This window comes from Vibrio mediterranei (assembly GCF_900088415.1).
In the GTDB taxonomy this organism is placed as follows: Bacteria; Pseudomonadota; Gammaproteobacteria; order Enterobacterales; family Vibrionaceae; genus Vibrio; species Vibrio mediterranei.
In genome coordinates, this window is record NZ_FLLQ01000009.1 from 66699 (window position 1) to 89371 (window position 22673).

Genomic DNA, 22673 nt, shown 5'->3' on the forward strand with positions numbered 1-22673 from the left:
CTCCAATAGTAATTTAGTCTCTTTTGTCACTAGACTGATTTCTAAATAAATCCATTGCTAAAAGATATGATTAGTGTGATTTAAGTCACTAATATGTAAAAAAGTATCCAAATTACGGAATCAACATCATGTTTTTTATGTGATTTTAAGTAAAAAGGTGAAAATTACGCCTCTCAATTTATATGTGCTTTGTGTCACTGTAATAATGTGTATTGAGTGTTGGTGCTTATGTCGTTTTTGTGATGTTTACTTCAATCAATACGTAACAAAAACAAGCAATGAATTTTCTCGCTGCAACATGCAGTGGGCGGACTTCTTTTGTCCAAAATATGTCTATGAGCGCTCGGCTTCGCATTAATGCATTGAATTATAAGGCATCAATGATGGCGGTAGCGTGGCATGACTCGGTAACCTTAATGGTTAGAATTGGATTTAGAGACCGGTAAAGGCTGCAAAAAATAATGAATAAGAAAAAGTTAGCAACGATGTTGGTCGTAGTAGGGTTAAGTGGCTGTAGTCTACCAGGTAGTCATCTTCCTACTGGTGATAAGGCTCATGAAGCAGTCGATGAATCAAAGCCACTTGAACAACAGGTCTCTATTTATCCATTAACGGCACAAACTGTGGCCGAATTTAAAACACTAGCCCCGCAAGCTGCGGCTAACCCGGCACTTGATATGGCTATCGCTCGCTATGAATACAAAGTAGGTACTGGTGACGTACTAAACATCACGATTTGGGATCACCCTGAGTTAACGATTCCTGCGGGCTCTTATCGAAGCTCAGAGGAGGCTGGTAACTGGGTTCACGCTGATGGCACCATTTTCTATCCATATATTGGTAAAGTTCACGTCGCTGGAAAAACGGTGACTGAAATTCGAGTTGATATCGCCCATCGGCTCGCCAAATACATCGAAAGTCCACAGGTCGATGTCAATATTGCCGCGTTTCGTTCCCAGAAAGCCTATATAACCGGCGAAGTCGCTAAACCGGGTCAGCAGCCTATCACTAATATTCCACTAACACTTCTTGATGCTGTTAACCGTGCTGGTGGATTAGCTACCGATGCTGATTGGCGCAACGTGACCTTAACTCGAAATGGCACTGAACAACATATTTCTCTCTATGCTTTGATGCAGCGTGGTGACTTAACTCAAAACCAACTGTTGCAATCAGGCGATATCGTTCATGTGCCACGTAATGATGACCAAAAGATCTTTGTGTTAGGCGAAGTCTCTTCTCCGCAGATGCTGAAAATTGACCGCGCTGGGATGAGCCTAACTGAAGCATTAAGTTCGGTTGGTGGCATCAATGAAGTAGCAGCTGATGCGTCTGGTGTCTTTGTTATCCGCAGCAGTCAACAACAAGATCAGGTAGCGGATATCTATCAGCTCAATATAAAAGATGCGACAGCATTGGTCGTGGGCACCGAGTTTGGTTTACAGCCTTACGATGTGGTTTATGTGACTGCGCAGCCTATTTCACGTTGGAACCGTTTAATGACTCAGCTCTTGCCTACGTTAACGGGTATTAAGAATATCGCTGATGCTGGAAACTCATATCGAGCGTGGGGTAATTAATGAGCTCGGTTGTGTTAATCAACCTGGATTGCGTTTTTAAAGTGGTGTGGAGGTTTTATGTTTAACAATATTCTTATTGTATGTGTTGGCAACATTTGTCGTTCTCCAACGGGAGAGCGTGCGCTAAAGCGAATTCTACCAACCAAGAACATTACCTCAGCAGGCATTGCAGCAGAAAAGAGCCGATTGATTGGTAAAGGGGCCGATGATATGGCACTAAAAATTGCGTCACGCTATGAGCTGGACCTCAATGGACATCAATCACAGCAACTGACTACAGAGCTATGTCAAAGTAGTGACCTTATTCTCGCTATGGAAAAAAAACACATTGATGCGATTTCACAAATTGCTCCGGAAGCTCGTGGCAAAACGATGTTATTCGGTCAATGGTTAGGCGGTATTGAAATTCCCGACCCATATCGTCAAAGCCAAGAAGCTTTTGAGCATGTTTATCAGTTAATTGATAAAGCGGCGAGCGAGTGGGCAAAGAAGCTCGGATAACTAACAGTAGCGTCACTTTCCAGTAAACGCATTCATTAACAACTTTTTATTTGCTGTCCCCAAAACCTAAATGCTGGGACTTTAGGACATGATCCAATGCTGACCGACACTAAAAAAGCTTACGATACAGCCAGTGATGAAATCGATCTGGGCCGACTATTTGGTATGTTACTCGATGCCAAATGGGTCATCATTGGTACTACGTTTTTGTTTGCTGTCTTGGGCGTAGTCTATGCACTAATGGCGACGCCTATCTATAAAGCGGACGCGTTAATTCAAGTTGAAAGCAAAAATTCTGGGGTATCGACGTTAATCAGCGATGGATTAGGAGATATCTTTTCTCAGGAATCGTCTGCGAGTACAGAGATAGAGATTATTAACTCTCGCATGGTGTTGGGTGAGACGGTGGATAAGCTCAACCTAACTACGATTGCTGTACCAAAAACACTGCCAATAATCGGCAAAGGTTTGAGTCGACTGCAAGGCGAACAGCTATCTATTGATATTGCACGCTTTGAAATGCCGGAATACCTAGCCCCTGTGTCTTTAACACTTACCGTAAAAGATGATAAAGCCGAAAGCTATCAAGTTACTACAGAAGACGGTAAGTTGGTTTTGGCTGGCCGCACTGGAGAGCTCGCGGAAAATGGCGATTGGCAGCTTTTTGTACGCCATATTGATGCTGAACAGGGCAACCAGTTTATGTTGAGTAAGCGTTCTCGATTGGAAGCCATACAGTGGCTGCAACAAACCTTATCTATCAGTGAACGCAGTAAACAAACCGGTATCCTTCAACTGACCTTTGAAGGTGAAGATAAAACACAAATTAAAGCCATACTGGACGATATTAGCCAAAACTACTTCTTGCAGAACGTTGCTCGTCAATCAGCTGAGGCGGAGAAGAGTTTGGTATTTCTGCAAAAGAACCTTCCTCAGATCAAAGCAACATTGAATGACTCTGAAGATAAGTTGAACCGCTTTAGACAGCAAAACGAATCGGTTGATTTAGGGTTAGAAGCACAATCGGCGTTAAAGGTGATTGTCGATTTAGAAGCACAACTGAATGAACTCACATTTAAAGAAAGTGACATCAGCCAGCGTTTTACTAAAGATCATCCCTCATACAAATCGTTACTTGATAAACGACAAACTTTGTTGCATGAGCGCGAAAGGTTAAACCAAGATATTCAAAAATTACCGAAAACTCAGCGCGAAGTGCTGCGTATGACTCGGGATGTAGAAGTGAATCAGCAGATCTACATCCAACTGCTTAACAAAGTGCAAGAACTCAGCATTATGAAAGCAAGCGCTGTGGGCAATGTACGTATCCTAGACACAGCTCAAGTGTTTATGCACCCAGTAAAACCGAAGAAATCTTTGATTGTCGTGTTAGCGACGCTACTCGGTGGTATGTTGAGTGTCGCGATGGTCTTGGTTAAAGCGGCTTTTCATCAGGGTGTCGAAAGTGCTGAGGAGATTGAATCGATAGGTCTATCGGTTTATGCCAGTGTTCCAAAGTCCGATTTGCAGCTCTCTTTTACAAAATCGAGTAAAAAAGTGCTAAGAGGTTCAAATTCTTTAGAAAGCAAGGGATTACTGGCGAAAGAAAACCCAGCTGACCTATCGATTGAGGCATTGCGAGGCCTACGTACTAGCCTTCATTTCGCCATGATGGAGGCAAAAAATAACATTGTTATGATTTCAGGGCCGGCACCTGGTGTGGGTAAGTCCTTTATTTCCACCAACTTTGCTGCCGTTGCAGCAACGACAGGGCAAAGAGTATTGTTGATAGATGCCGATATGCGAAAAGGCTATCTGCAAAAAAGTTTTAATTTACAGTGGGATAATGGCTTGTCTGATTTGCTGGCAGATAAAATTTCGATTCAAAACGCGATTAAGCCTAGCGGAATCGAGGGGCTAGAAGTGATTACTCGTGGGATGGTGCCACCAAATCCTTCGGAGCTTCTAATGCATCAACGTTTTAGTGAATTGTTAGAATGGGCGAGTGAGCAATACGATTTGGTTCTCGTGGATACGCCGCCTGTTCTAGCTGTAACAGATCCTAGTATTGTCGGGGCTCAAGCAGGGACGACCTTAATGGTGACGCGCTTCGGTCAAAACTCGTTAAAAGAGATAGAGATAGCGAGAGATCGTTTCAATAAATCTGGCATTGAGGTCAAAGGGGTGATTCTCAATGCCATTGAGAAAAAAGCATCCAATGGGTACGGGTATTATCAGTATTCTTATGAATAACCAGTGAGAGTGGTAGCTAAGCTAAGATCCCTTACACACTCTCACAGAATCCAACTTGCTCACCTATGTGATATGTGGATAATAAAGTTCGCTGTTATTTACAGACAGAAGAATACGACGAAGATTGTCATCAAAGTAATACAGGCGACGGCTTAAACGTCTGTAATTCAGGCAGTCTAAATATGTAAAGCTGGCAAATGCGCAATGTGGTTTACGCTATACCAAAGGGCGGTAGCGTGCTCAAAAACTACAATTGAAGGATAAACGTGCACAGAGAGGCACGAAAAAATGGAAGGCTAGGTTGTATGCGCAGCTGCGGCTAAAGAAATGCACGTCATGTGTACGGTGTTACCCCTCAAAGTGACACTGCTTTACCCTGCTCATCTCATAATATCTACAGGTACAACACTTCCTTTTATTCATCTCGAACATTTGTCCTAAGCTCTGCATCCATTATCCGGACCATATCCACGCTTAGGGAACATCACCTTGATCCAAAGAACCAAATTGACTATCGCAACAGCCATATTGGGTAGCGTGCTTTGCTCTCAATCGGCATTTGCTGATTTATACGCGGGTGCCGCTGTCACATACGCTGGTGCTGAATATCAACACACACCATCAAGTGGCACAGCAGATGCTTCTCCGTTGTTAGTTCAAGCGCAGCTTGGCTACTTCTTCACGGATTATTTTGCGGTTGAAGGCCGTTATGGCACTTCGATTCAACGCTCTGGTGGTCTTAATGTTGACCATACGGCGTCTGCGTTATTAAAAGGCAATGTCCCAGTGACAGACCAGCTTTCAATGTATGGTTTGCTAGGCTATTCATCAGTAACCATTGACCAGCAGGACGTAGGTTCTGGCTCTGACAGTGGGATGAGTTTTGGTCTCGGTATGCACTATGCGTTAAGTAGTTACACTGCCGTCACGTTTGAGTTTCTCAACAATTTAAATAGCGATAAAGCTCGCTTAAACGGGTTAAGTCTTGGGTTTCAGTACCGCTTCTAGAAAGTGAGGAAAACAAACCTAAGTCATTATGGAATACGCTAAGAGAAAGAATCAATGAGAACGAAATTAAAACAGTGGCTGGTTGCCAGTGTCTGTATGACAGCGGCATTTACTATGCCAGTAAACGCTCAAACGCCAACACCACAGCAGATGGAAATGTTCAAAAGTTTGCCAGCTAGCCAGCAGCAAGCATTAGCGGCGCAATATGGAATAACTCTACCAAGTAGTAGCGGAACGACTGAACAATACCAAAATCCGCAGCTGATGAATGAGCGTGGTGCGCAAGGAGCACAAAGCTCTGTACAGCCTCAAGCAACTTATATTAAAGGGCCCGATGGTCAATTTGTTGAACAAACCTTTATTCAAGGCGCTGATGGTCAATTTATTCCCAACCCTAATCCCCCAAAAGAAAAGCAAAATACTCCTTTGCAACGTTTTGGTATTAACCTGTTCGCGTCATCGCCTTCGACATTTGCACCGATAAGTGATGTGCCAGTGCCTGCGGAGTATCAAGTTGGCCCGGGCGATGAAATAGTGATTCAGCTGTTCGGTAAGGAGAATCAGACTCACCGTTTGAGAGTGAACCGTGAAGGTGTGGTTAATTTCCCAACGTTGGGACCTATTCAAGTTGGCGGAATGAGCTTCTCTAATGTACGTGAATCGTTACAACAACGCGTGCGTGAACAGATGATTGGGGTACGTAGCGATGTCACTATGGGTGAACTGCGTACCATGCAGATATTCGTGATGGGTGATGCCTATAAGCCGGGTGCATATACAGTAAGCGGTCTGACAACCATTTCTCAAGCGATTTACTATAGTGGTGGTTTCAGCGAAAGCGGTGCACTGCGTGATATTCAGTTAAAGCGAAATGGTAAGTTAATTCGTCGTTTGGATATGTATGACTTGTTATTAAAAGGTGATACTCGCAACGATGTGCGCTTAATGCCGGGTGATGTGGTCTTTATTGGCCCAGTTAAACAAACTGTTTCTATCACCGGTGAAGTTAATCGCCCTGCCATTTACGAAATCAAACCAGGCGAAAGCTATGCTCATATCTTAAACATGACTGCTGGGTTGACGGCGAACGCCTATGCCGACCAAGTTCAAGTTAAACGCTCTGCTAAAAATGGTATTCGTGAAGTATTAACACTCGCACTCAATACTAATGCAGGTTTAAATACTAAAGCTAAAAGTGGTGACCAAGTAACCGTTGGCAAGCGTAGTGATGAGTTAAAGAACTACGTGCAAGTAGAAGGTGACGTATTGCACCCTGGTTACTACCAATGGAAGAGCGGGACTAAAATTTCGCACATTTTCTCTAGTGTAGATACCGCATTCAATTCAACCGCAGACGTGCACTATGCCATTGTTGTACGTGAAATAAACCCTCAACGCGATGTTCGTGTCTATCAAATAGACCTCGCTAACGCGATTATGGCACCAAGTAGCAAAGACAATATGCTATTGAACTCCCGTGACCGTATATTAGTGTTTAACCGATTCAACCTTGAAGAACTTGATTCGTTGTCACAGTTCGGAGAGAAGGCCACGACAGCGAAATCATTTGAACAAGCGAAGCAGCAAAGCTTTGAACAGGAGCTAAGAGATAAGCAAAGCACATTGTCGACAGGTGAAAAACTAAATAGACAGCAAGCGAAGTTAATCTATCAAGGGCAAGAGATTACCCAAAAGCAAATTGATACGGTGAAGCGTTCTACGCGTCAAACTCTACTTGCACCTGTCTTGATGCAACTTCGCCAACAAGCGGTATACGGTCACCCTCCTTTGATTGCTGAAGTGGGCGGGGAAGTGAAACACCCAGGTAACTACCCAATTACTAATCGCAATACCGTAAAAGACTTAGTGGCTGCCGCTGGTGGCCTAACACCGGATGCATACATTATGAATGCCGAATTATCTCGTACCGTTGTTGACCAAAAAGACCAGCGCTCGGTATTGGATATTTCCCGTATTAACCTAGGTAACGCATTACTTGGTGATGTAAATGAAAACGCTATCATTGGTCCACGTGATCGCTTAAATGTCCTTGAGCAACCCAATGCGAATATGCACCGTTCAGTAACACTACAAGGCGAAGTAAAGTTCCCTGGTACATATACTGTGCGACAGGGGGAGACTATGAGTGAGCTTATTGAGCGGGCAGGTGGTTTAACCAAATTCGCTCATCCGCAAGGCGCAATTTTCACTCGTGAAGCACTTCGTTTACAGGAAGAGAAGCAGCTTAACGAATACGCCGCTGATATTCGTAAAGAAACTGCGAAGAAAACTTTCCGTGTTGATAATAACCTAGGCTCGACCATTACCGACCCAGATAAAACTTTGGCCTTTGTAGAAGAAGCTAGCAAGAGTAAAGCGCTTGGTCGAATGGTGGTTCAACTCGATGAAATTACTGAAGGTAATCAAGCCGCTGACTTTATGCTAGAAGATGGGGACTTTTTGTTTGTACCGACTTTCCGCAATACCGTATCAATTATGGGTGAAGTCCAGGTGTCTATCACTTACTTGTTAGATAACAAGCTAAAAGTTAAAGACTACCTAAACAAGGCCGGTGGTATTAAAAAGCAAGCGGATGAAGACCGTATTTTTGTTGTACGTGCAGATGGCTCAGTTTACAAACCAAACTCAGGCTATTGGTTCGGCAATAAGAATGAAGCGCTAAAAGCAGGAGACACCATCGTTGTGCCAATCGACACCGATTACCGCGACGCGCTCAGTACTTGGACAGCAGCCACGCAAATCCTATACCAAATTGGTGTAGCGGTTAATGCGATTAATAAGTAATAGTTCGGAGTAGAAAACATGAGTCAGAATAACTATCCGAACCAATTGCCACCGCAGTTTGCGCAGCAAAGTCATGTCGATGAAATTGATCTTAAGGCGCTGTTTTTAGCACTTTGGAAAGGAAAATGGATAATCGTTGCCACAACCTTTGTGTTTGCTGTGGGAGCGGTGCTATTCGCGATAAGCCAGCCTAACACCTACAAAGCAGATACCTTGCTGGCTCCGGCAGAAAGCTCGGGGCAGGGAGGGCTGGCTAAAATGGCAGGACAACTAGGTGGCTTGGCGGCACTGGCTGGAGTAAACCTGGGTGGTGGCGAAAGCAGTCAAACAGATCTAGCGGTGCAGGTGATGAAGTCTCGTCAGTTTGTAGATCATTTTATTCAAAAGCATGATCTTATGGTGCCCATTATGGCGGCAAAAGAGTGGGATGCGGATACCAATACATTGATTTTAGATGGTGATGTTTATGATGCTTCTACAGGGAAGTGGCTTCGGGAGCCAAAAGGGTTACGTGGGGCAAAGCCAACATCACAAGAAGCGTATGATGTATTCATCAAAGACATGTTTAGTGTAAATCAGGATAAAGAAAATAGACTGTATACGGTTAGTATTGAGTTCTTTTCACCCTACCTAGCGAAAACGTGGACGACTTGGTTGGTGGACGACATCAACAAAGTGATGCGTGAGCGTGTCATTGCAGAAAGCACTCAGAACTTGGATTATCTGGCTGAGCAGCTCAATAAAACGTCGGTAGCTGAAATGCAAAGTGCGTTTTATCAGATTGTTGAAGAGCAGACTAAAAGTCTAATGCTTGCAGAAGTCCAAGAAGAGTTCATCTTCAAAGTGGTCGACCCAGCTGTAGTACCAGAGCTGAAAGCCGGACCCAAACGCGCCCTTATTTGTATACTAGGGGCGTTGCTTGGTGGAATGCTAGGCGTCGCAATAGTTTTAGTTCGCTTCGCTTTTAGGAAGGAAGATGTTGAGAACCTAGAGTCTTAAACCTCCCTAACTTTGCAGTAATCAACTGAAATTGGAAACCTGTTGGAACCAGGGTTAGAGAAAAACGCCAAAAATAAGCTATTACAATGAGATAGGTGAAATAGACTGTCTCAAAATGGATAAAAAGTGTCTCAGTGCATGACAGTTGTCTGAGACATTTTTGTGTCAATTAGCACGAAACAGAGTCTGGGACAGGGAAAATCATCAATATGCCCATGTTTAAAGGCTTCGTGGCTTGTTAGGTACTCGATTTTTCAATGTGGTCAGCTAGTACCATCACATAATTGACAATTAACCGATGATCAATTTTCTGGTCACTTTCAGTGTTTTCTGATACCTCCATAGAAAATTTGGAGGTCCAACAGTGAGTAATCAACACCCATTTATGCATTTTGATGTCATCCAGATTACCGCCAAAAGACAAAGTCGAGCACAAATTAATTGATATCATTTTGTTAACAATTTGCGCTATTCTTTCCGGTCAAGATGATTGGAAAACCATTAATCTTTATAGTCAAGCACAGTTAGATTTTGCAAAGCGGTTTGGTGATTTTAGTCATGGTGTCCCTTCTACATCGACAATAGCAAGAGCTATGGGAATGATTAATGTCACTCGCTTTCAGAAGTGTTTTATCGAATGGATGAAGGATTGCACAGAGCTTACTAAGGGTGAAGTGATTGCCATTGACAGTAAAACCGTTAGGGGCTCTTATGATGACTCTCGCGGTCTTGGTGCTATTTCACATGGTAAACGCTTTTGCGACCGAAAATGGTGTCAGTCTCGGACAACATAAAGTCTATCGTAAATCTAATGAAATCACCGCTATCCCAGGTTTGCTGGAATTGCTTGATATATCGGGTTGTTTGGTGACAATTGATGCGATGGGATGCCAAAAGAAAATTGCTCAGAAAATACTTGATAAGAATGACGATTACTTACTAGCGGTTAAAGGTAATCAAGGGCGTTTAGAACAAGCGTTTAATGACTATTTCGATATATAAGCATGCTACAAAAACACGATGGTGATTCTTAAGCACATAGGAAAAATCTCGTGGTAGACAAGAAACTAGACTTGCTCTAACGAATTAGGGTTTAAGTGCTTTGGGATACCTAACGTGTGATAGGCCAGAGCTAAAAACAATGGGTATCGTCGTTTCTGTATGACAGGAAGAAGCTGTGACGAGAGAGTCAGAAGTCACGGTGAGATACTACATTAGTTCGAAGGACCTAAGTGCTAAGGAATTGTTAAATGCAATGCGTTCACATTGGTTGGTCGACTCGATGCATTGGTCTCTAGACACAAGAATCGGTGAAGATTCTTGCCGAAAACGCACAGAAGAGAGCGCAGAAAATTTCGTAAGGATCAGACAGATGTGTTTAAGCATACTGAAGAGTGAAACGACTTTGAAAGCGAGTATTAAACACAAAAGAGCGATGTGTGCGATGGATTCTGAGTATCTTTTGAAGGTTCTGGCAAGGCTTTATTGACCGGGGATGTTCATGAATCTTCCGTGGTTATATCTCTAATATTTAATGCGAAGTAAATGAATTTGCAATATTTATATTTAACATTTTACTTTTTATCCTTATTGTTGGTAATGCTCGCTCTTTATAAAAAGGATAAGAGTGCGATATATCATTCACCATTCATGGTTTTTAACTTTATATGGTTTGTAATATTCTTAGTATATTTGTCCGTAGATGATTTTTTATCTTCGAGTACAGCAACTGTATTGATATCTTTTCATGGCTGCTTTCTTATTTTTTCCTTGCTTTTTATTGTATTGTATAGCCAAAGAGGGGAGGTTGTATATAGAGCAAATATTTCGAATTTGAAAGCTAGTACTTTGCTTTTTATGCAAAGTTTAGCACTTATAGCCGCCCTAGCATACGTAAACGCGGCTATAAGTGCTAAAGGTGTTGGTTTAATTGCAGCGTATAGTGGTGATGTAAGTATTAGGGATATGATTGCTTTTAGTGATTACTCTGTTCCTATTTGGGCTAAACTGCTTAATCAACTGAACTATCTGAATATATTACTACCTATTGTATTTATTATACATAAAAGAGACAGCTTGTTTTTTCTATTTGCTACACTGTTGCTCTCTATTTTATATAATGTTCTCTTTATGCAAAGAAGTGGTGTACTATTTATTTTGGTCGTAACAATGTTTGCCTATCTAAGAGTGAATGACGTTAGATTATCAACGGTTATAAAAGTAGTAGTACCGAGTTTTCTTTTCTTTGTCCTTATTTCTGTATTTATTCTATACTCAAGAGGAATTGGTTTAGAGGGTGTTTGGCGTAACTTTAGTGACTATTTTTTAGGTGGTATATCAGGTTTTCAAGCGTTTTATGATGGATACGCTGGAACCGTTGTTAATATGGCAGAAAAGAGCAGTGCTTTAGGGTTAAAAGAGTTCAACCTTGATTCCGTTAATGTTATGAGTACTCATGTTCCGCTATTTAAAATTATTGCTATTAAATTAGGACTTATTGAGCAACAAGCATCCTGGAATCATGATGTGTTTGTTTATTACCCAATCGCAACTAATATATATACTTGGTATAAGGTGTTTTTGATTGATTTTTGGTACTTTGGTATTGTTTTCTTTCCATTCGTCTATAGTTTTTTAGTTTATTTAGTGATGAGATTTTTCTACTATAAGATTAATGTGTTCTCTGTGTTTTTATGTTCCTATGTGTTCTATATGTTTTTTAGGTCATTTGGCGGTGTGGCATTTGACTTAAAGACTATAGTGATGGCGTTTGTACTTTCTACACTTGTATCTAAATTTATCGAAGAGAAAGTAGATGAAAGGTAATATAGTATCAATGTATCTATTGACTCTTTTTAGAGTATTAATACCTTTAGTGTTGATACCTATATTTTCTCGAGCACTCGGAGTGGAAGAATTTGGTAAGTACTATTTCTATCAAGCAATTTCATTTTTCGTATCTATTTTTTTTGAATTTGGCTTTAACATAACATACACTAGACTTTTAGCAAAAGGAGAACAGTGTCAAAATAGACTAGTTTCTGAAGTTACTTCTTTTCAGCTTTATTCTCTTTTGCTAATCATGATTCTATCTTTATTAGTAAGTCAGTTTTGTTCACTAGATTCCTACGATATATTACTTTTAGTCCTCTGGGGAGCAAGTGTAGGAAATGTTCCAACATATTTCTTTCAAGGTAAAAATAGAATATGGGTAGTAAGCCTATATGAGATAGTTATCAACACCACATTCCTTCTGTCGGTTGTCTTGTTCATATGGATAGATATGGATCTAGATGCTAGATTACTTATTCAAGCTCAGGTGCTATTGAGAGCGATAGGACTTTATGTCCTTTTTAGATCAGTTTATACTGAAGTTGGTGGGTTTACTGTAAACCTTTCTTTTGCTAAAGAAGCTTACTTTAAAGCTGTTTCTTCCTTCTTATATAGACTGTCTGTAAATGCTTATACTACTATCAATGTCGTTATAGTTGGTAAAATATTTGGACCTTCCGCAGTCGCATTATACTCACCTGTCGAAAAACTTGTAAAAGCATCGCTGAACTTCATTACTCCAATTTCCCAAGTAGTCTATCCAATAATAGCCAAAGGTGGCAAACTAGGTTTGGTTACTACAACAGCAAGTATTCAATTGTCATTGGCTGTACTTGCTATGCTAACGATTACTTGGTTATCAGAACCCCTTATTAACTTTTTACTAGGTGAAAGTTTCTCGGATGCGACGGAACTGCTACATGTGTTCGTCTTTGTTATACCGATAATCACAATTAGTAACATACTCGCATTTCAGGTCCTATTTCCCAGGGGATTAGAATCAAAAATGAAGTGGAGTGTACTATTAGGAGCAACAGTAAATATATTATTGGTTGTAACTTTGTATAATAAATTGACCATTAATAATTATGTGTATATTGTTTTAGCTAGTGAAGCAGCGGTGGTTATAGGCATGATTATTATTTATTTTTTTGGAAAAAAGAACAATGAAAAAAATAGTAGCGGTTATAGTGACATATAACAGATTAGCTTTACTACAAAAAGCGATTAAATGTTTACGTAACCAAACAAGACAACTTGATGATATTATCGTAGTAAATAATAGTAGTACTGATGGGACACGAGAGTGGTTAGAGGCACAATCAGATCTAATAACTATTACGCAAGATAACCTTGGAGGAAGTGGTGGTTTTTTCACAGGGATTGAAGAGGCACTAAAGCGACAATATGAATGGATTTTTCTAGCAGATGATGATGGTGAGCCATCTCTCGACGCAATTGAACTATTGGAAGCCAAGGCCGATAACGGAAAATACTCAGCAGTATGTTGTAGTGTGATCTCGAATTTAAACTCAGATAAGCTAGCATTTAGTCTACCTAAATTCAGAGGGAATAAACAATTATTATTGGGAGCGAACAAAAGAGTAACAGACTATGATGAGTTGCTTCAATCAGCGAATAGTGAAGGAACTTACCCATTAGGAAGCTTTTTTAACGGCTGCTTGCTTTCGGCCAAGGCGATTAGCATATGTGGTAACGTTAATAAATCTATGTTTATATCTGGTGATGAAATAGATATGATGTGGAGGTTGAATAAATATCTCCCTGTGGTGACGCTTGTTGAAGCGAAACACTATCACCCACCTTCAGTAGACCGAGAACTGCCAGTTTGGCGTAGATTTTATCAATTGAGAAATAATATATATAATATCCGCCATCATTATAACTATAAATCTTTAAGGCTAATACTTACAGTTGTTCGAAATCTCGACTTATTAACGATGGATGATGGCCTTAAATATTACTTTAAAGCAATTTATGATGGTTTTTTTGGAAAATTGGGGAAATTATAATTTGAAAGTTTCAGTTTGCACTGGTTCTATAAATAGAAGCGCAGGTGGGTTGTTTTTTTCGGTTCGATACCTTACGAAGACTTTGACGGAGAATGGGTTAGATTGTACAGTGCTATCTTATAATGATGGCGATTATTATAACGCTGATGTGTCATTATGGAATTTCTGTCGACTACGTCTAGTCAACTATATTGGACCCAAGAACTTTAAACTGTCATTTAAACATAGTGTTGAGCTTAGTCGCTCGGAGCCAGATATTGTCCATTTACATGGTCTTTGGATGCATCAATCGCTCTCCACTCTGAAAGCTGCTAGAAATGGAATTCCGGTTGTTATATGCCCTCGAGGTATGCTTGATAAGTGGGCTATTAGAAATAGCTCTCTAATCAAGAAGATCGTTTTAGCTCTTTTCGAAAGAAGAAATATCAACTTGGCATCATGCTTTGTTGCTTTGAATAGTAAGGAGGCTCAATCAATTCGGAGCTTTGGCTACAGAGGTGATATCTATATAATTCCTAATGGGGTAGAGCTCAGAGCAGACGATTTGAGTATACCAAGGAAGCTCGTGCATGACGAAGAACAAAAAAGACCATTTATTTGCTATGTTGGAAGGTATGACAAGAAAAAAGGGCTCTTAGAGTTGGTTGACGCATGGCTCGATGAAAGCAATAAAAGTAGGCTCAAAGGATTAAAACTGGTATTACATGGCTGGGGTGATGAAAAGTACATCGAGGAACTGAAATGCAGAGCTAGTAACTGCTCACTTAATTCAATAGAAGTTAATGGTTCTATATATGGTGATGAGAAGGATCTATTGTTAGCTAATGCCAAAGGCTTCATTCTCCCAAGTTATAGTGAAGGTTTGCCAATGGCTGTCTTAGATGCCTGGCGTTTCGGCTGTATCACGATGATTACGCCACAATGTAATCTAGAAGAAAGTTTCTGTCATGACTTTTCATTAAAGATAAAATCAACGACGAAGACTGACATTATAAATACTTTGAATGAGTTTGTGCTTTTATCTAACTCTGAAATTGACCAGCTTGGGCAGTTAGCTAGATTATATGTACAAGACAATTTTAGTTGGGATATTATCGCAAAGAAGACTGAGCAAGTATACTCTTACCTTCTAGAAGAGAATAGAATGAAACCTGATTTTATTTATAAGGGATAGCTTAATGTATGATTACCTAATTGTTGGTGCTGGATTTTTCGGTGCTGTTTGTGCACATGAATTGAAAAAGAAAGGAAAGTCAGTACTGGTCGTAGAAAAACGCAATCATATTGGAGGGAATGCTTATACAAGAAACGAGGGTGGCATTCAAGTACACGAATATGGAGCTCATATTTTTCATACCAATGATAAGATGGTTTGGAATTATGTGAACGACTTAGTACCATTTAATAGATTTACTAACTCCCCTCTGGCTTTGTATAAAAATAAATTATTTAACTTACCGTTCAATATGAACACATTTCATCAGCTTTGGGGTGTTAAAACACCTGAAGAAGCAAAGGCTAAAATCGCAGAACAACGTGCTGAAATGGATGGCAGGGAACCTCAAAACTTAGAAGAGCAAGCGATCTCTCTCGTTGGAAGAGATATGTATGAAACCTTGATTAAAGGCTATACAGAGAAGCAGTGGGGATGTTCAGCCAAAGATTTGCCCTCATTTATTATAAAACGTTTACCAGTACGTTTCACCTACGATAACAACTATTTCTCAGACAATTATCAGGGTATACCTATTGGTGGTTATACACGATTATTTGAAAAGTTGTTAGAAGATATTGAGGTCCGTTTAAATACAGACTTTCTGGAAAATAGAGCTGAAATGGAATTATTAGCAAATAAGGTGATTTATACTGGGCCAATAGATGCTTATTTTGACTACGAACTTGGTACTTTGGATTATCGCTCTTTAACTTTTGAACATGAAGTTATACAACAGGAAAATTTCCAAGGGAATGCAGTTGTTAACTACACTGAGCGAGAAGTACCATTTACGCGAATTATTGAACACAAGCACTTTGATCCTGTAAACACTGAGCATACCGTTGTAAGCAAGGAGTATCCAAAAGATTGGAACTTGGGAGATGAACCATACTACCCGATCAATGACGAGTCAAACATGAGTTTATATAAGCGCTATCGTAACTTGTCGAAGATAAACCCTAATGTTATCTTTGGTGGTCGGTTAGCTGAATATAAGTACTATGATATGCATCAAGTAATAGCATCTGCATTACATACAGTATCCATTGAGCTTGCTGATTAGCTTAAAGTGATATTACGTCGTTACCTTAGCAGTCTTTTTAATTGTCTGGAGTTGGTTTGAGTTTAAATATAGATGAAAATAGAAGTGCTCGTAAATACTCTTGTCGGGTACAAGTTGCTAGGATTTTGTGGGGTTTTGGGAAGGTTTTTTTTAGGCTTACCCCTCGCCCACTATATACAATTAGAAGCTTTATTCTCAGGTGCTTTGGTGCTTCTGTTGGTCATAATGTGAATATTTCAAATACTGCCAACATATATTTTCCTTGGAATCTCGAAATCGGCGATTGGTCATCTATTGGTGACCATGCATTAGTATATAACTTGGGTGTGGTGCGTATTGGTAATATGTCTACTATTTCGCAGAGGACACATGTTTGTGCGGGTTCGCATGACTACTGTGACCCAACCCTCCCTCTGTTGAAGCCGCCAGTCAATATTGGCTCACAAGTGTGGGTTTGCGCTGACTCTTTTATTGGCCCCGGTGTTTCTGTTAATGATGGTGCAGTTGTGGGTGCTCGGTCAGTAGTTACAAAAGATGTTGAGCAGTGGTCTGTTGTGGCGGGTAACCCGGCAAAGACCATAAAAAGGAGGGTTTTAAATGACAGAAAATAATAAACCTTCTTCAGTATCAGCGATAATTCTTACTTATAATGAAGAGTTGCATGTTGAAAGGTGCATAAACTCATTGGTGGATAGTGTTGATAAGATATATATATTAGATTCTTTTTCCACAGATCGAACCATAGAAGTAGCTTCTAAATTTGATAACGTTGAGATTAAGCAGAATAAGTTTATTAATCACGCAGTTCAGTTTAATTTTGCTTTAGAAGTATTTGATATAGATACTGACTGGGTAATGCGGATAGATGCAGATGAATATATTGATCGTAACTTAAGCCGTTTTCTCAATAATTCATTGGATGACTTACCTAGTGATGTTAATGGTGTTGTGGTGAATCGTTTTATTACTTTTATGGGTAGGTTACTTAAGCATGGGGGGATGTCAGACTACTGGACACTCCGTATTTGGCGAAATGGGAAAGGTTATTGTGAACAACGCTGGATGGACGAACATATTGTTTTGACTAGCGGGTCTACGACTCGTGCACCAGGAAGGTTAGTAGATGATAATTTGAATACACTCTCATGGTGGGCTCATAAGCATGTTGATTATTCTACTAGAGAAGCTATTGATGTTTTAATCAGCGAGTCATCGAATAGCTCCAATCAAGTCAAGAGTCGTTTGTTTGGCACATCTGCAGAAAGGAACCGGTTTTTCAAACATATTTATAATCAAGTACCAAAATTCACGAGACCTTTCATATATTTTATCTATCGATATGTCATAAGGATGGGCTTTCTAGATGGTAAGCAAGGTTTTCTTTGGCATATATTACAAGGTTTTTGGTATCGTATGATGGTAGATGCAAAAGTATTTGAAATAAAATCTGCTGTAAATGTCAATAGTGACTTAAAGCAAGTTGTAAAAAACAAGTATGATTACGAGATTTAAAATGAAAAAAGCACTAATTACTGGTATTACAGGTCAGGATGGCTCTTATTTGGCGGAGCTTTTAGTAGAGAAAGGCTATGAGGTTCATGGTTTAATTCGTCGTGCGTCATCATATAACACAGAGCGTATCGATGCTTTGGTAAACAGACATACAAGAGTTAAACTTCACTATGGTGACCTAACTGATTCTTCTAACCTAATTCGATTGGTTAAAGAGATTCAACCAGATGAAATCTATAACTTAGGAGCTATGTCCCACGTAGCTGTTTCTTTCGAATCCCCTGAATATGTAGCAGATGTTGATGGAATAGGTACTCTTCGTCTTCTAGAAGCGATTCGTATAAACGGTTTGGAAAAGAAAACACGTTTCTACCAAGCATCAACATCTGAGCTTTATGGAGAAGTTCGTGAAATTCCTCAACGCGAGACCACTCCTTTTTATCCTAGGTCTCCATACGCTGTGGCAAAAATGTATGCATATTGGATTGTGGTTAACTATCGAGAATCATATGGCATGTATGCATGTAATGGAATTTTATTTAACCACGAGTCGCCGCGCCGAGGCGAGACTTTTGTAACTCGAAAAATCACTCGCGCGATTGCCAACATTTCTCAGGGGCTTGAACCTTGTCTTGAATTAGGCAACATGGACGCCTTGCGCGACTGGGGGCACGCTAAAGATTATGTTCGTATGCAATGGATGATGCTTCAGCAAGAGCAAGCTGAAGATTTTGTTATTGCTACTGGCAAACAGATCTCTGTGCGCGAGTTTGTTCGCTTGTCAGCAAAGGAAGCTGGAATCGATCTCGAGTTTAGTGGTAAAGGTATCGAGGAAATCGCTACTGTTGTTGCAATCGACGAAGCAAAAACACCCAAAGTGAAAGTTGGTGATGTCATTGTAAAAGTAAATCCTCGCTTCTTCCGTCCAGCTGAAGTAGAGACACTGCTTGGTGACCCAAGTAAAGCGAAAGCCAAACTTGGATGGATCCCAGAGATTACCGTGGAAGAAATGTGTGCTGAAATGGTTGCGTCTGATATCGATAAGGCAAAACAACATTCAATTCTAAAAGAACACGGCTTTGACGTTACGATCTCACTAGAGAGCTGATTGTCTGTAAAACTGATTTGTTTACATAGCAGAGCCCCTTATTTCAGGCTCTGCAGTTTATATTTATATTTATATTGTCGGTGCTAGTATGAAAAGAGTATTTGTAGCTGGCCATAAGGGAATGGTTGGGTCTGCTATAGTTCGTCAACTATCTAAAGATTGCTCAGTAGAAGTTATAACTAAAGGCCGTAATGAGCTTGACCTGTTAGATGCACTAGCCGTTGAAGCGTTTTTTGCGACACACCATATTGACCAAGTTTACCTTGCGGCTGCGAAAGTCGGCGGAATTGTTGCTAACAATACCTACCCTGCTGAGTTTATTTACCAAAATTTGACGATTCAAAACAATATTATTCATTCCGCACATCTGCATGATGTTCATGATTTACTGTTCTTGGGTTCGTCTTGTATTTATCCAAAGTTTGCACAACAGCCGATGCGCGAAGACTCTTTATTGACTGGATCTTTGGAAGAAACCAATGAGCCTTATGCAATTGCTAAGATTGCAGGTATCAAGATGTGCGAGTCCTATAATCGTCAATATGGTCGCAACTATCGTTCCGTAATGCCAACTAATTTGTATGGTGAAAATGATAATTTTCACCCTCAAAATTCACACGTTATTCCCGCATTGTTGCGTCGCTTCCATGAAGCCAAATTGAATGATGACGGTAAAGTTGTTGCATGGGGTAGTGGTAAACCTATGCGAGAGTTCTTACACGTGGATGATATGGCAGCAGCCTCAATTTATGTAATGAATCTTGCTCAAGAGGTGTATCTAAAAAATACGCAAGAAATGCTTAGTCACATAAATGTAGGTACTGGAGTGGATTGTACTATTCGTGAACTTGTTGAAACTGTGGCAAAAGTAGTTGGTTTTGAAGGAGAAATTGAATTTGACACTACGAAACCAGACGGCACTCCTCGTAAGTTAATGGATGTTTCCCGTTTAAAGAGTCTAGGTTGGGAAGCGAAGACAAGCCTAGAAGATGGTTTAACTACGACTTACCAGTGGTTTATAGAGAACCAACAAAATTATCGTGGTTAATGTACCGAGGGTAGAGTCAGTATAAGGATATAAACAAAGCAAATGTTTTTAAGCAAACGACGTTTTTCTCAAGTAATTGAAAGTACGCCATTAGTTTCAATCGACTTAGTTATTGAAGACGAAAGTGGTCAAGTTTTACTTGGAGAGCGTTTAAATCGACCAGCTCAAGGTTTCTGGTTCGTTCCTGGTGGTCGTATTTTTAAGGATGAAAAGCTTGAAGATGCCTTTGCTCGTTTAACTTTGGAGGAGCTTGGACATGAGTTTAAGCTAACACAAGCAATACTGTTGGGACCTTATACACACCTTTATGACGACTATGTATTTGGCAATGCTATTAAGACTCATTATGTCGCTATTGCCTATAAACTCATTGTCATTCGCTCTGAATTAAATTTACCTATAGATGTACAGCATTCTCGTTACCGTTGGTGTAATCAAGATGAATTATTGACCAGTGATAAAGTACATACTCATACTAAATGGTATTTTCAAAAAACAACTAAAACTATCACCTAATTAAAAACAACGAGTTGACTATGCTTATTCCTGTAATTATGGCCGGCGGCTCAGGCAGTCGTTTATGGCCTCTATCTCGTTCAAAATATCCTAAACAATTCCTAGCAGTAACCGGTGAACAAACCATGCTTCAACAAACGTTGAGCCGCATGATTGGTCTAGAACACAATGCGCCGTTTGTAATCTGCAATGAGGAACATCGATTTCTCGTTGCTGAACAACTTCGCCGTATTAATGGCAATCATAGTGGAATACTATTGGAACCGGTAGGTCGTAATACTGCTCCAGCTATCGCCTTAGCTGCGAAATTTGCCCTATCGGAACATCAAACTTCAAGTGAAGATGCTTTGATGTTAGTTCTTGCAGCTGATCATGTGATTAAAGATACTCAATCTTTCCATCAATCAGTACAAGCTGCTATTCCGTACGCACAGCGTGGCGATATGGTCACTTTCGGCATCAAAGCGAATGCTCCAGAAACAGGTTATGGCTACATTAAGACCGGTGCTACAGTTATTGTTGGGGACGAAAGTCGAGGTTTAGGTGTCGATAGTTTTGTTGAAAAACCTGATATTGAAACTGCTAAGCAGTATCTAGAGGATGGTAGTTACTTGTGGAATAGTGGTATGTTTTTATTCAAAGCATCTACTTATCTTGAAGAGCTGGCAAAGTTCAGGCCAGATATCTTGAAAGAATGTGAAAGTGCTTACGATAGCCATTTTAACGACCTAGACTTTATTCGCCTCTCATCTGAACTATTTTCACAGATCCCGGACGAATCAATTGACTTTGCAGTAATGGAAAAAACCGAAAAAGCTGTTGTTGTTCCAATGGATGCAAATTGGAGTGATGTTGGCTCTTGGTCTGCACTTTGGGATGTAAATGATAAAGATGCGCAGGGCAATGCAACTCGTGGTGATGTGTTAATTGAGCAAACTCAGAATAGTTATATTTATTCACAAGACAAACTCGTTGCTACTGTTGGTGTTGAAAACCTTATCGTCGTAGAGACTAAAGATGCTGTCTTAGTCGCGGATAAAGACAAGGTTCAAGATGTAAAGTCAATTGTAAATCAACTAAAACAACAAAACCGAGCAGAATGCGACCAGCATCAACAAGTATATCGTCCATGGGGTTCTCATGAGACAGTATCTGAAGGTGAGCGTTACCACGTGAAACAAGTACTAGTAAAGCCAAAAGAAAAAACGGCACTGCAGATGCATCACCATAGAGCAGAGCACTGGGTCGTTGTGTCAGGCACTGCAAAAGTAACAAAAGGTAATGAAACTTTCCTTCTCGTTGAAAATCAGTCTACTTATATTCCGGTCGGTACGCCGCACTCTGTAGAGAACCCTGGACAGGTACCTCTTGAGTTGATTGAAGTTCGTTCAGGAGCGTACTTAAAAGAAGATGACATTGTACGTTTCGATTCAGAAGGTGTTGGTTATTGATGAAAGTTTCAATTATTACCGCTACGTTCAATAGCAGCCAAACCATATTAGATACGTTGCGCTCACTGAACATGCAAACTTATCTTGATATTGAATACATTGTTATTGATGGTGCATCGTCCGATGACACAGTTTCTGTTGTTGAAGAAAATTCTGGTCGTAAGACAACGATTGTATCAGAGCCTGATAAGGGAATTTATGATGCATTGAACAAAGGTATTAGTACTGCGACTGGTGATATTGTAGGTTTTTTGCATTCAGATGACTTGTTTGCCTATCCAGATGCGATTAAAGATTTGGTAGAAACACTTGAACGTGAAGGCACTCAGGCTGTTTATGCTGATCTAGAGTATGTATCTAAAGAGAATACTTCAAAGGTTATTCGGAAATGGCAGTCTGGAGAGTTTTTACAAGATAAGCTGCGCTATGGTTGGATGCCTCCACACCCTACATTTTTTATGAAGCGAGAGTTATATATTGAGTACGGGGTGTTTGATTTAAATCTTAAAATTGCGGCTGATTATGACTCCCTACTACGTTATTTATGGAGGCATAATGTTACAGCGAGCTACTTACCAAAAGTAGTTACGAAAATGCGAGTTGGAGGTATCAGTAATCGTAGTCTCAAAAATATACTAGAGAAGACTAGAGAAGACATTCAGGCGTTAAAAAACAACCATGTCTTTTGGCCTTTAGCGCTTTTGGTTAAGAATGTTTCAAAGATTCCACAGTTTATTAAGAGGTAACT

18 protein-coding genes and 1 pseudogene are annotated in these 22673 nt (G+C 40.2%); all 19 read left to right on the plus strand.

Annotated features, from left to right (window positions below):
• Positions 1–461 precede the first annotated feature (461 nt).
• Positions 462–1580 (plus strand): polysaccharide export protein, encoded by a 1119-nt coding sequence (locus tag VME0621_RS21275; protein ID WP_062462426.1) that lies wholly within the window; start codon positions 462–464, stop codon positions 1578–1580.
• A gap of 57 nt (positions 1581–1637) precedes the next feature.
• Positions 1638–2081 carry an arsenate reductase/protein-tyrosine-phosphatase family protein gene (locus VME0621_RS21280; protein WP_062462429.1) on the plus strand — a complete coding sequence of 148 codons (444 nt, stop codon included), beginning with the start codon at positions 1638–1640 and terminating at the stop codon, positions 2079–2081.
• Between the two features lie 96 nt (positions 2082–2177).
• On the plus strand, positions 2178–4334 hold the full coding sequence (locus VME0621_RS21285; RefSeq protein ID WP_062462431.1) for a polysaccharide biosynthesis tyrosine autokinase: 2157 nt from the start codon (positions 2178–2180) through the stop codon (positions 4332–4334).
• Positions 4335–4823: 489 nt separating this feature from the next.
• Complete coding sequence (locus VME0621_RS21290) at positions 4824–5342, plus strand: outer membrane beta-barrel protein (RefSeq protein WP_051867760.1); 519 nt, start codon at positions 4824–4826, stop codon at positions 5340–5342.
• A 54-nt stretch (positions 5343–5396) separates the two neighbouring features.
• Positions 5397–8147, plus strand: a complete 2751-nt coding sequence (locus tag VME0621_RS21295) for an SLBB domain-containing protein (protein ID WP_062462433.1) — start codon at positions 5397–5399, stop codon at positions 8145–8147.
• 18 nt (positions 8148–8165) lie between these two features.
• Positions 8166–9146, plus strand: a complete 981-nt coding sequence (locus VME0621_RS21300; protein ID WP_062462434.1) for a Wzz/FepE/Etk N-terminal domain-containing protein — start codon at positions 8166–8168, stop codon at positions 9144–9146.
• 385 nt (positions 9147–9531) lie between these two features.
• Positions 9532–10635 (plus strand): annotated as a pseudogene (locus VME0621_RS26340) (ISAs1 family transposase).
• Positions 10636–10796: 161 nt separating this feature from the next.
• Positions 10797–11972 (plus strand): O-antigen polymerase, encoded by a 1176-nt coding sequence (locus VME0621_RS21315; RefSeq protein ID WP_231892989.1) that lies wholly within the window; start codon positions 10797–10799, stop codon positions 11970–11972.
• Positions 11962–13179, plus strand: coding sequence for an oligosaccharide flippase family protein (locus VME0621_RS21320; RefSeq protein WP_062462440.1), 1218 nt, complete (start codon positions 11962–11964; stop codon positions 13177–13179). Before VME0621_RS21315 ends, VME0621_RS21320 begins: the two co-directional genes overlap by 11 nt.
• On the plus strand, positions 13145–14011 hold the full coding sequence (locus tag VME0621_RS21325) for a glycosyltransferase (RefSeq protein WP_062462442.1): 867 nt from the start codon (positions 13145–13147) through the stop codon (positions 14009–14011). Before VME0621_RS21320 ends, VME0621_RS21325 begins: the two co-directional genes overlap by 35 nt.
• Positions 13980–15185, plus strand: a complete 1206-nt coding sequence (locus tag VME0621_RS21330; protein ID WP_231892990.1) for a glycosyltransferase — start codon at positions 13980–13982, stop codon at positions 15183–15185. The genes VME0621_RS21325 and VME0621_RS21330 overlap by 32 nt, the downstream gene beginning before the upstream one ends.
• 4 nt (positions 15186–15189) lie before the next feature.
• Positions 15190–16290, plus strand: a complete 1101-nt coding sequence (glf, locus tag VME0621_RS21335) for a UDP-galactopyranose mutase (RefSeq protein ID WP_062462448.1) — start codon at positions 15190–15192, stop codon at positions 16288–16290.
• A gap of 56 nt (positions 16291–16346) precedes the next feature.
• Positions 16347–16901, plus strand: a complete 555-nt coding sequence (locus tag VME0621_RS21340; RefSeq protein ID WP_062462451.1) for an LbetaH domain-containing protein — start codon at positions 16347–16349, stop codon at positions 16899–16901.
• Positions 16888–17802, plus strand: coding sequence for a glycosyltransferase family 2 protein (locus VME0621_RS21345; RefSeq protein WP_062462454.1), 915 nt, complete (start codon positions 16888–16890; stop codon positions 17800–17802). Before VME0621_RS21340 ends, VME0621_RS21345 begins: the two co-directional genes overlap by 14 nt.
• Position 17803: 1 nt before the next feature.
• The gene (gene gmd / locus VME0621_RS21350) at positions 17804–18910 is read left to right on the plus strand and encodes a GDP-mannose 4,6-dehydratase (RefSeq protein ID WP_062462457.1); all 1107 of its coding nucleotides are present in this window, start codon (positions 17804–17806) and stop codon (positions 18908–18910) included.
• Between the two features lie 88 nt (positions 18911–18998).
• A complete protein-coding gene (gene fcl / locus VME0621_RS21355; RefSeq protein ID WP_062462460.1) occupies positions 18999–19958 on the plus strand; it encodes a GDP-L-fucose synthase in 960 nt (319 codons plus the stop codon).
• A 42-nt stretch (positions 19959–20000) separates the two neighbouring features.
• Complete coding sequence (locus VME0621_RS21360) at positions 20001–20474, plus strand: GDP-mannose mannosyl hydrolase (protein ID WP_062462463.1); 474 nt, start codon at positions 20001–20003, stop codon at positions 20472–20474.
• 20 nt (positions 20475–20494) lie between these two features.
• The gene (locus tag VME0621_RS21365; protein WP_062462466.1) at positions 20495–21925 is read left to right on the plus strand and encodes a mannose-1-phosphate guanylyltransferase/mannose-6-phosphate isomerase; all 1431 of its coding nucleotides are present in this window, start codon (positions 20495–20497) and stop codon (positions 21923–21925) included.
• Entirely contained in the window at positions 21925–22671 is a 747-nt protein-coding gene (locus VME0621_RS21370) for a glycosyltransferase family 2 protein (protein ID WP_062462469.1), read from the plus strand. The genes VME0621_RS21365 and VME0621_RS21370 overlap by 1 nt, the downstream gene beginning before the upstream one ends.
• Positions 22672–22673 lie beyond the last annotated feature (2 nt).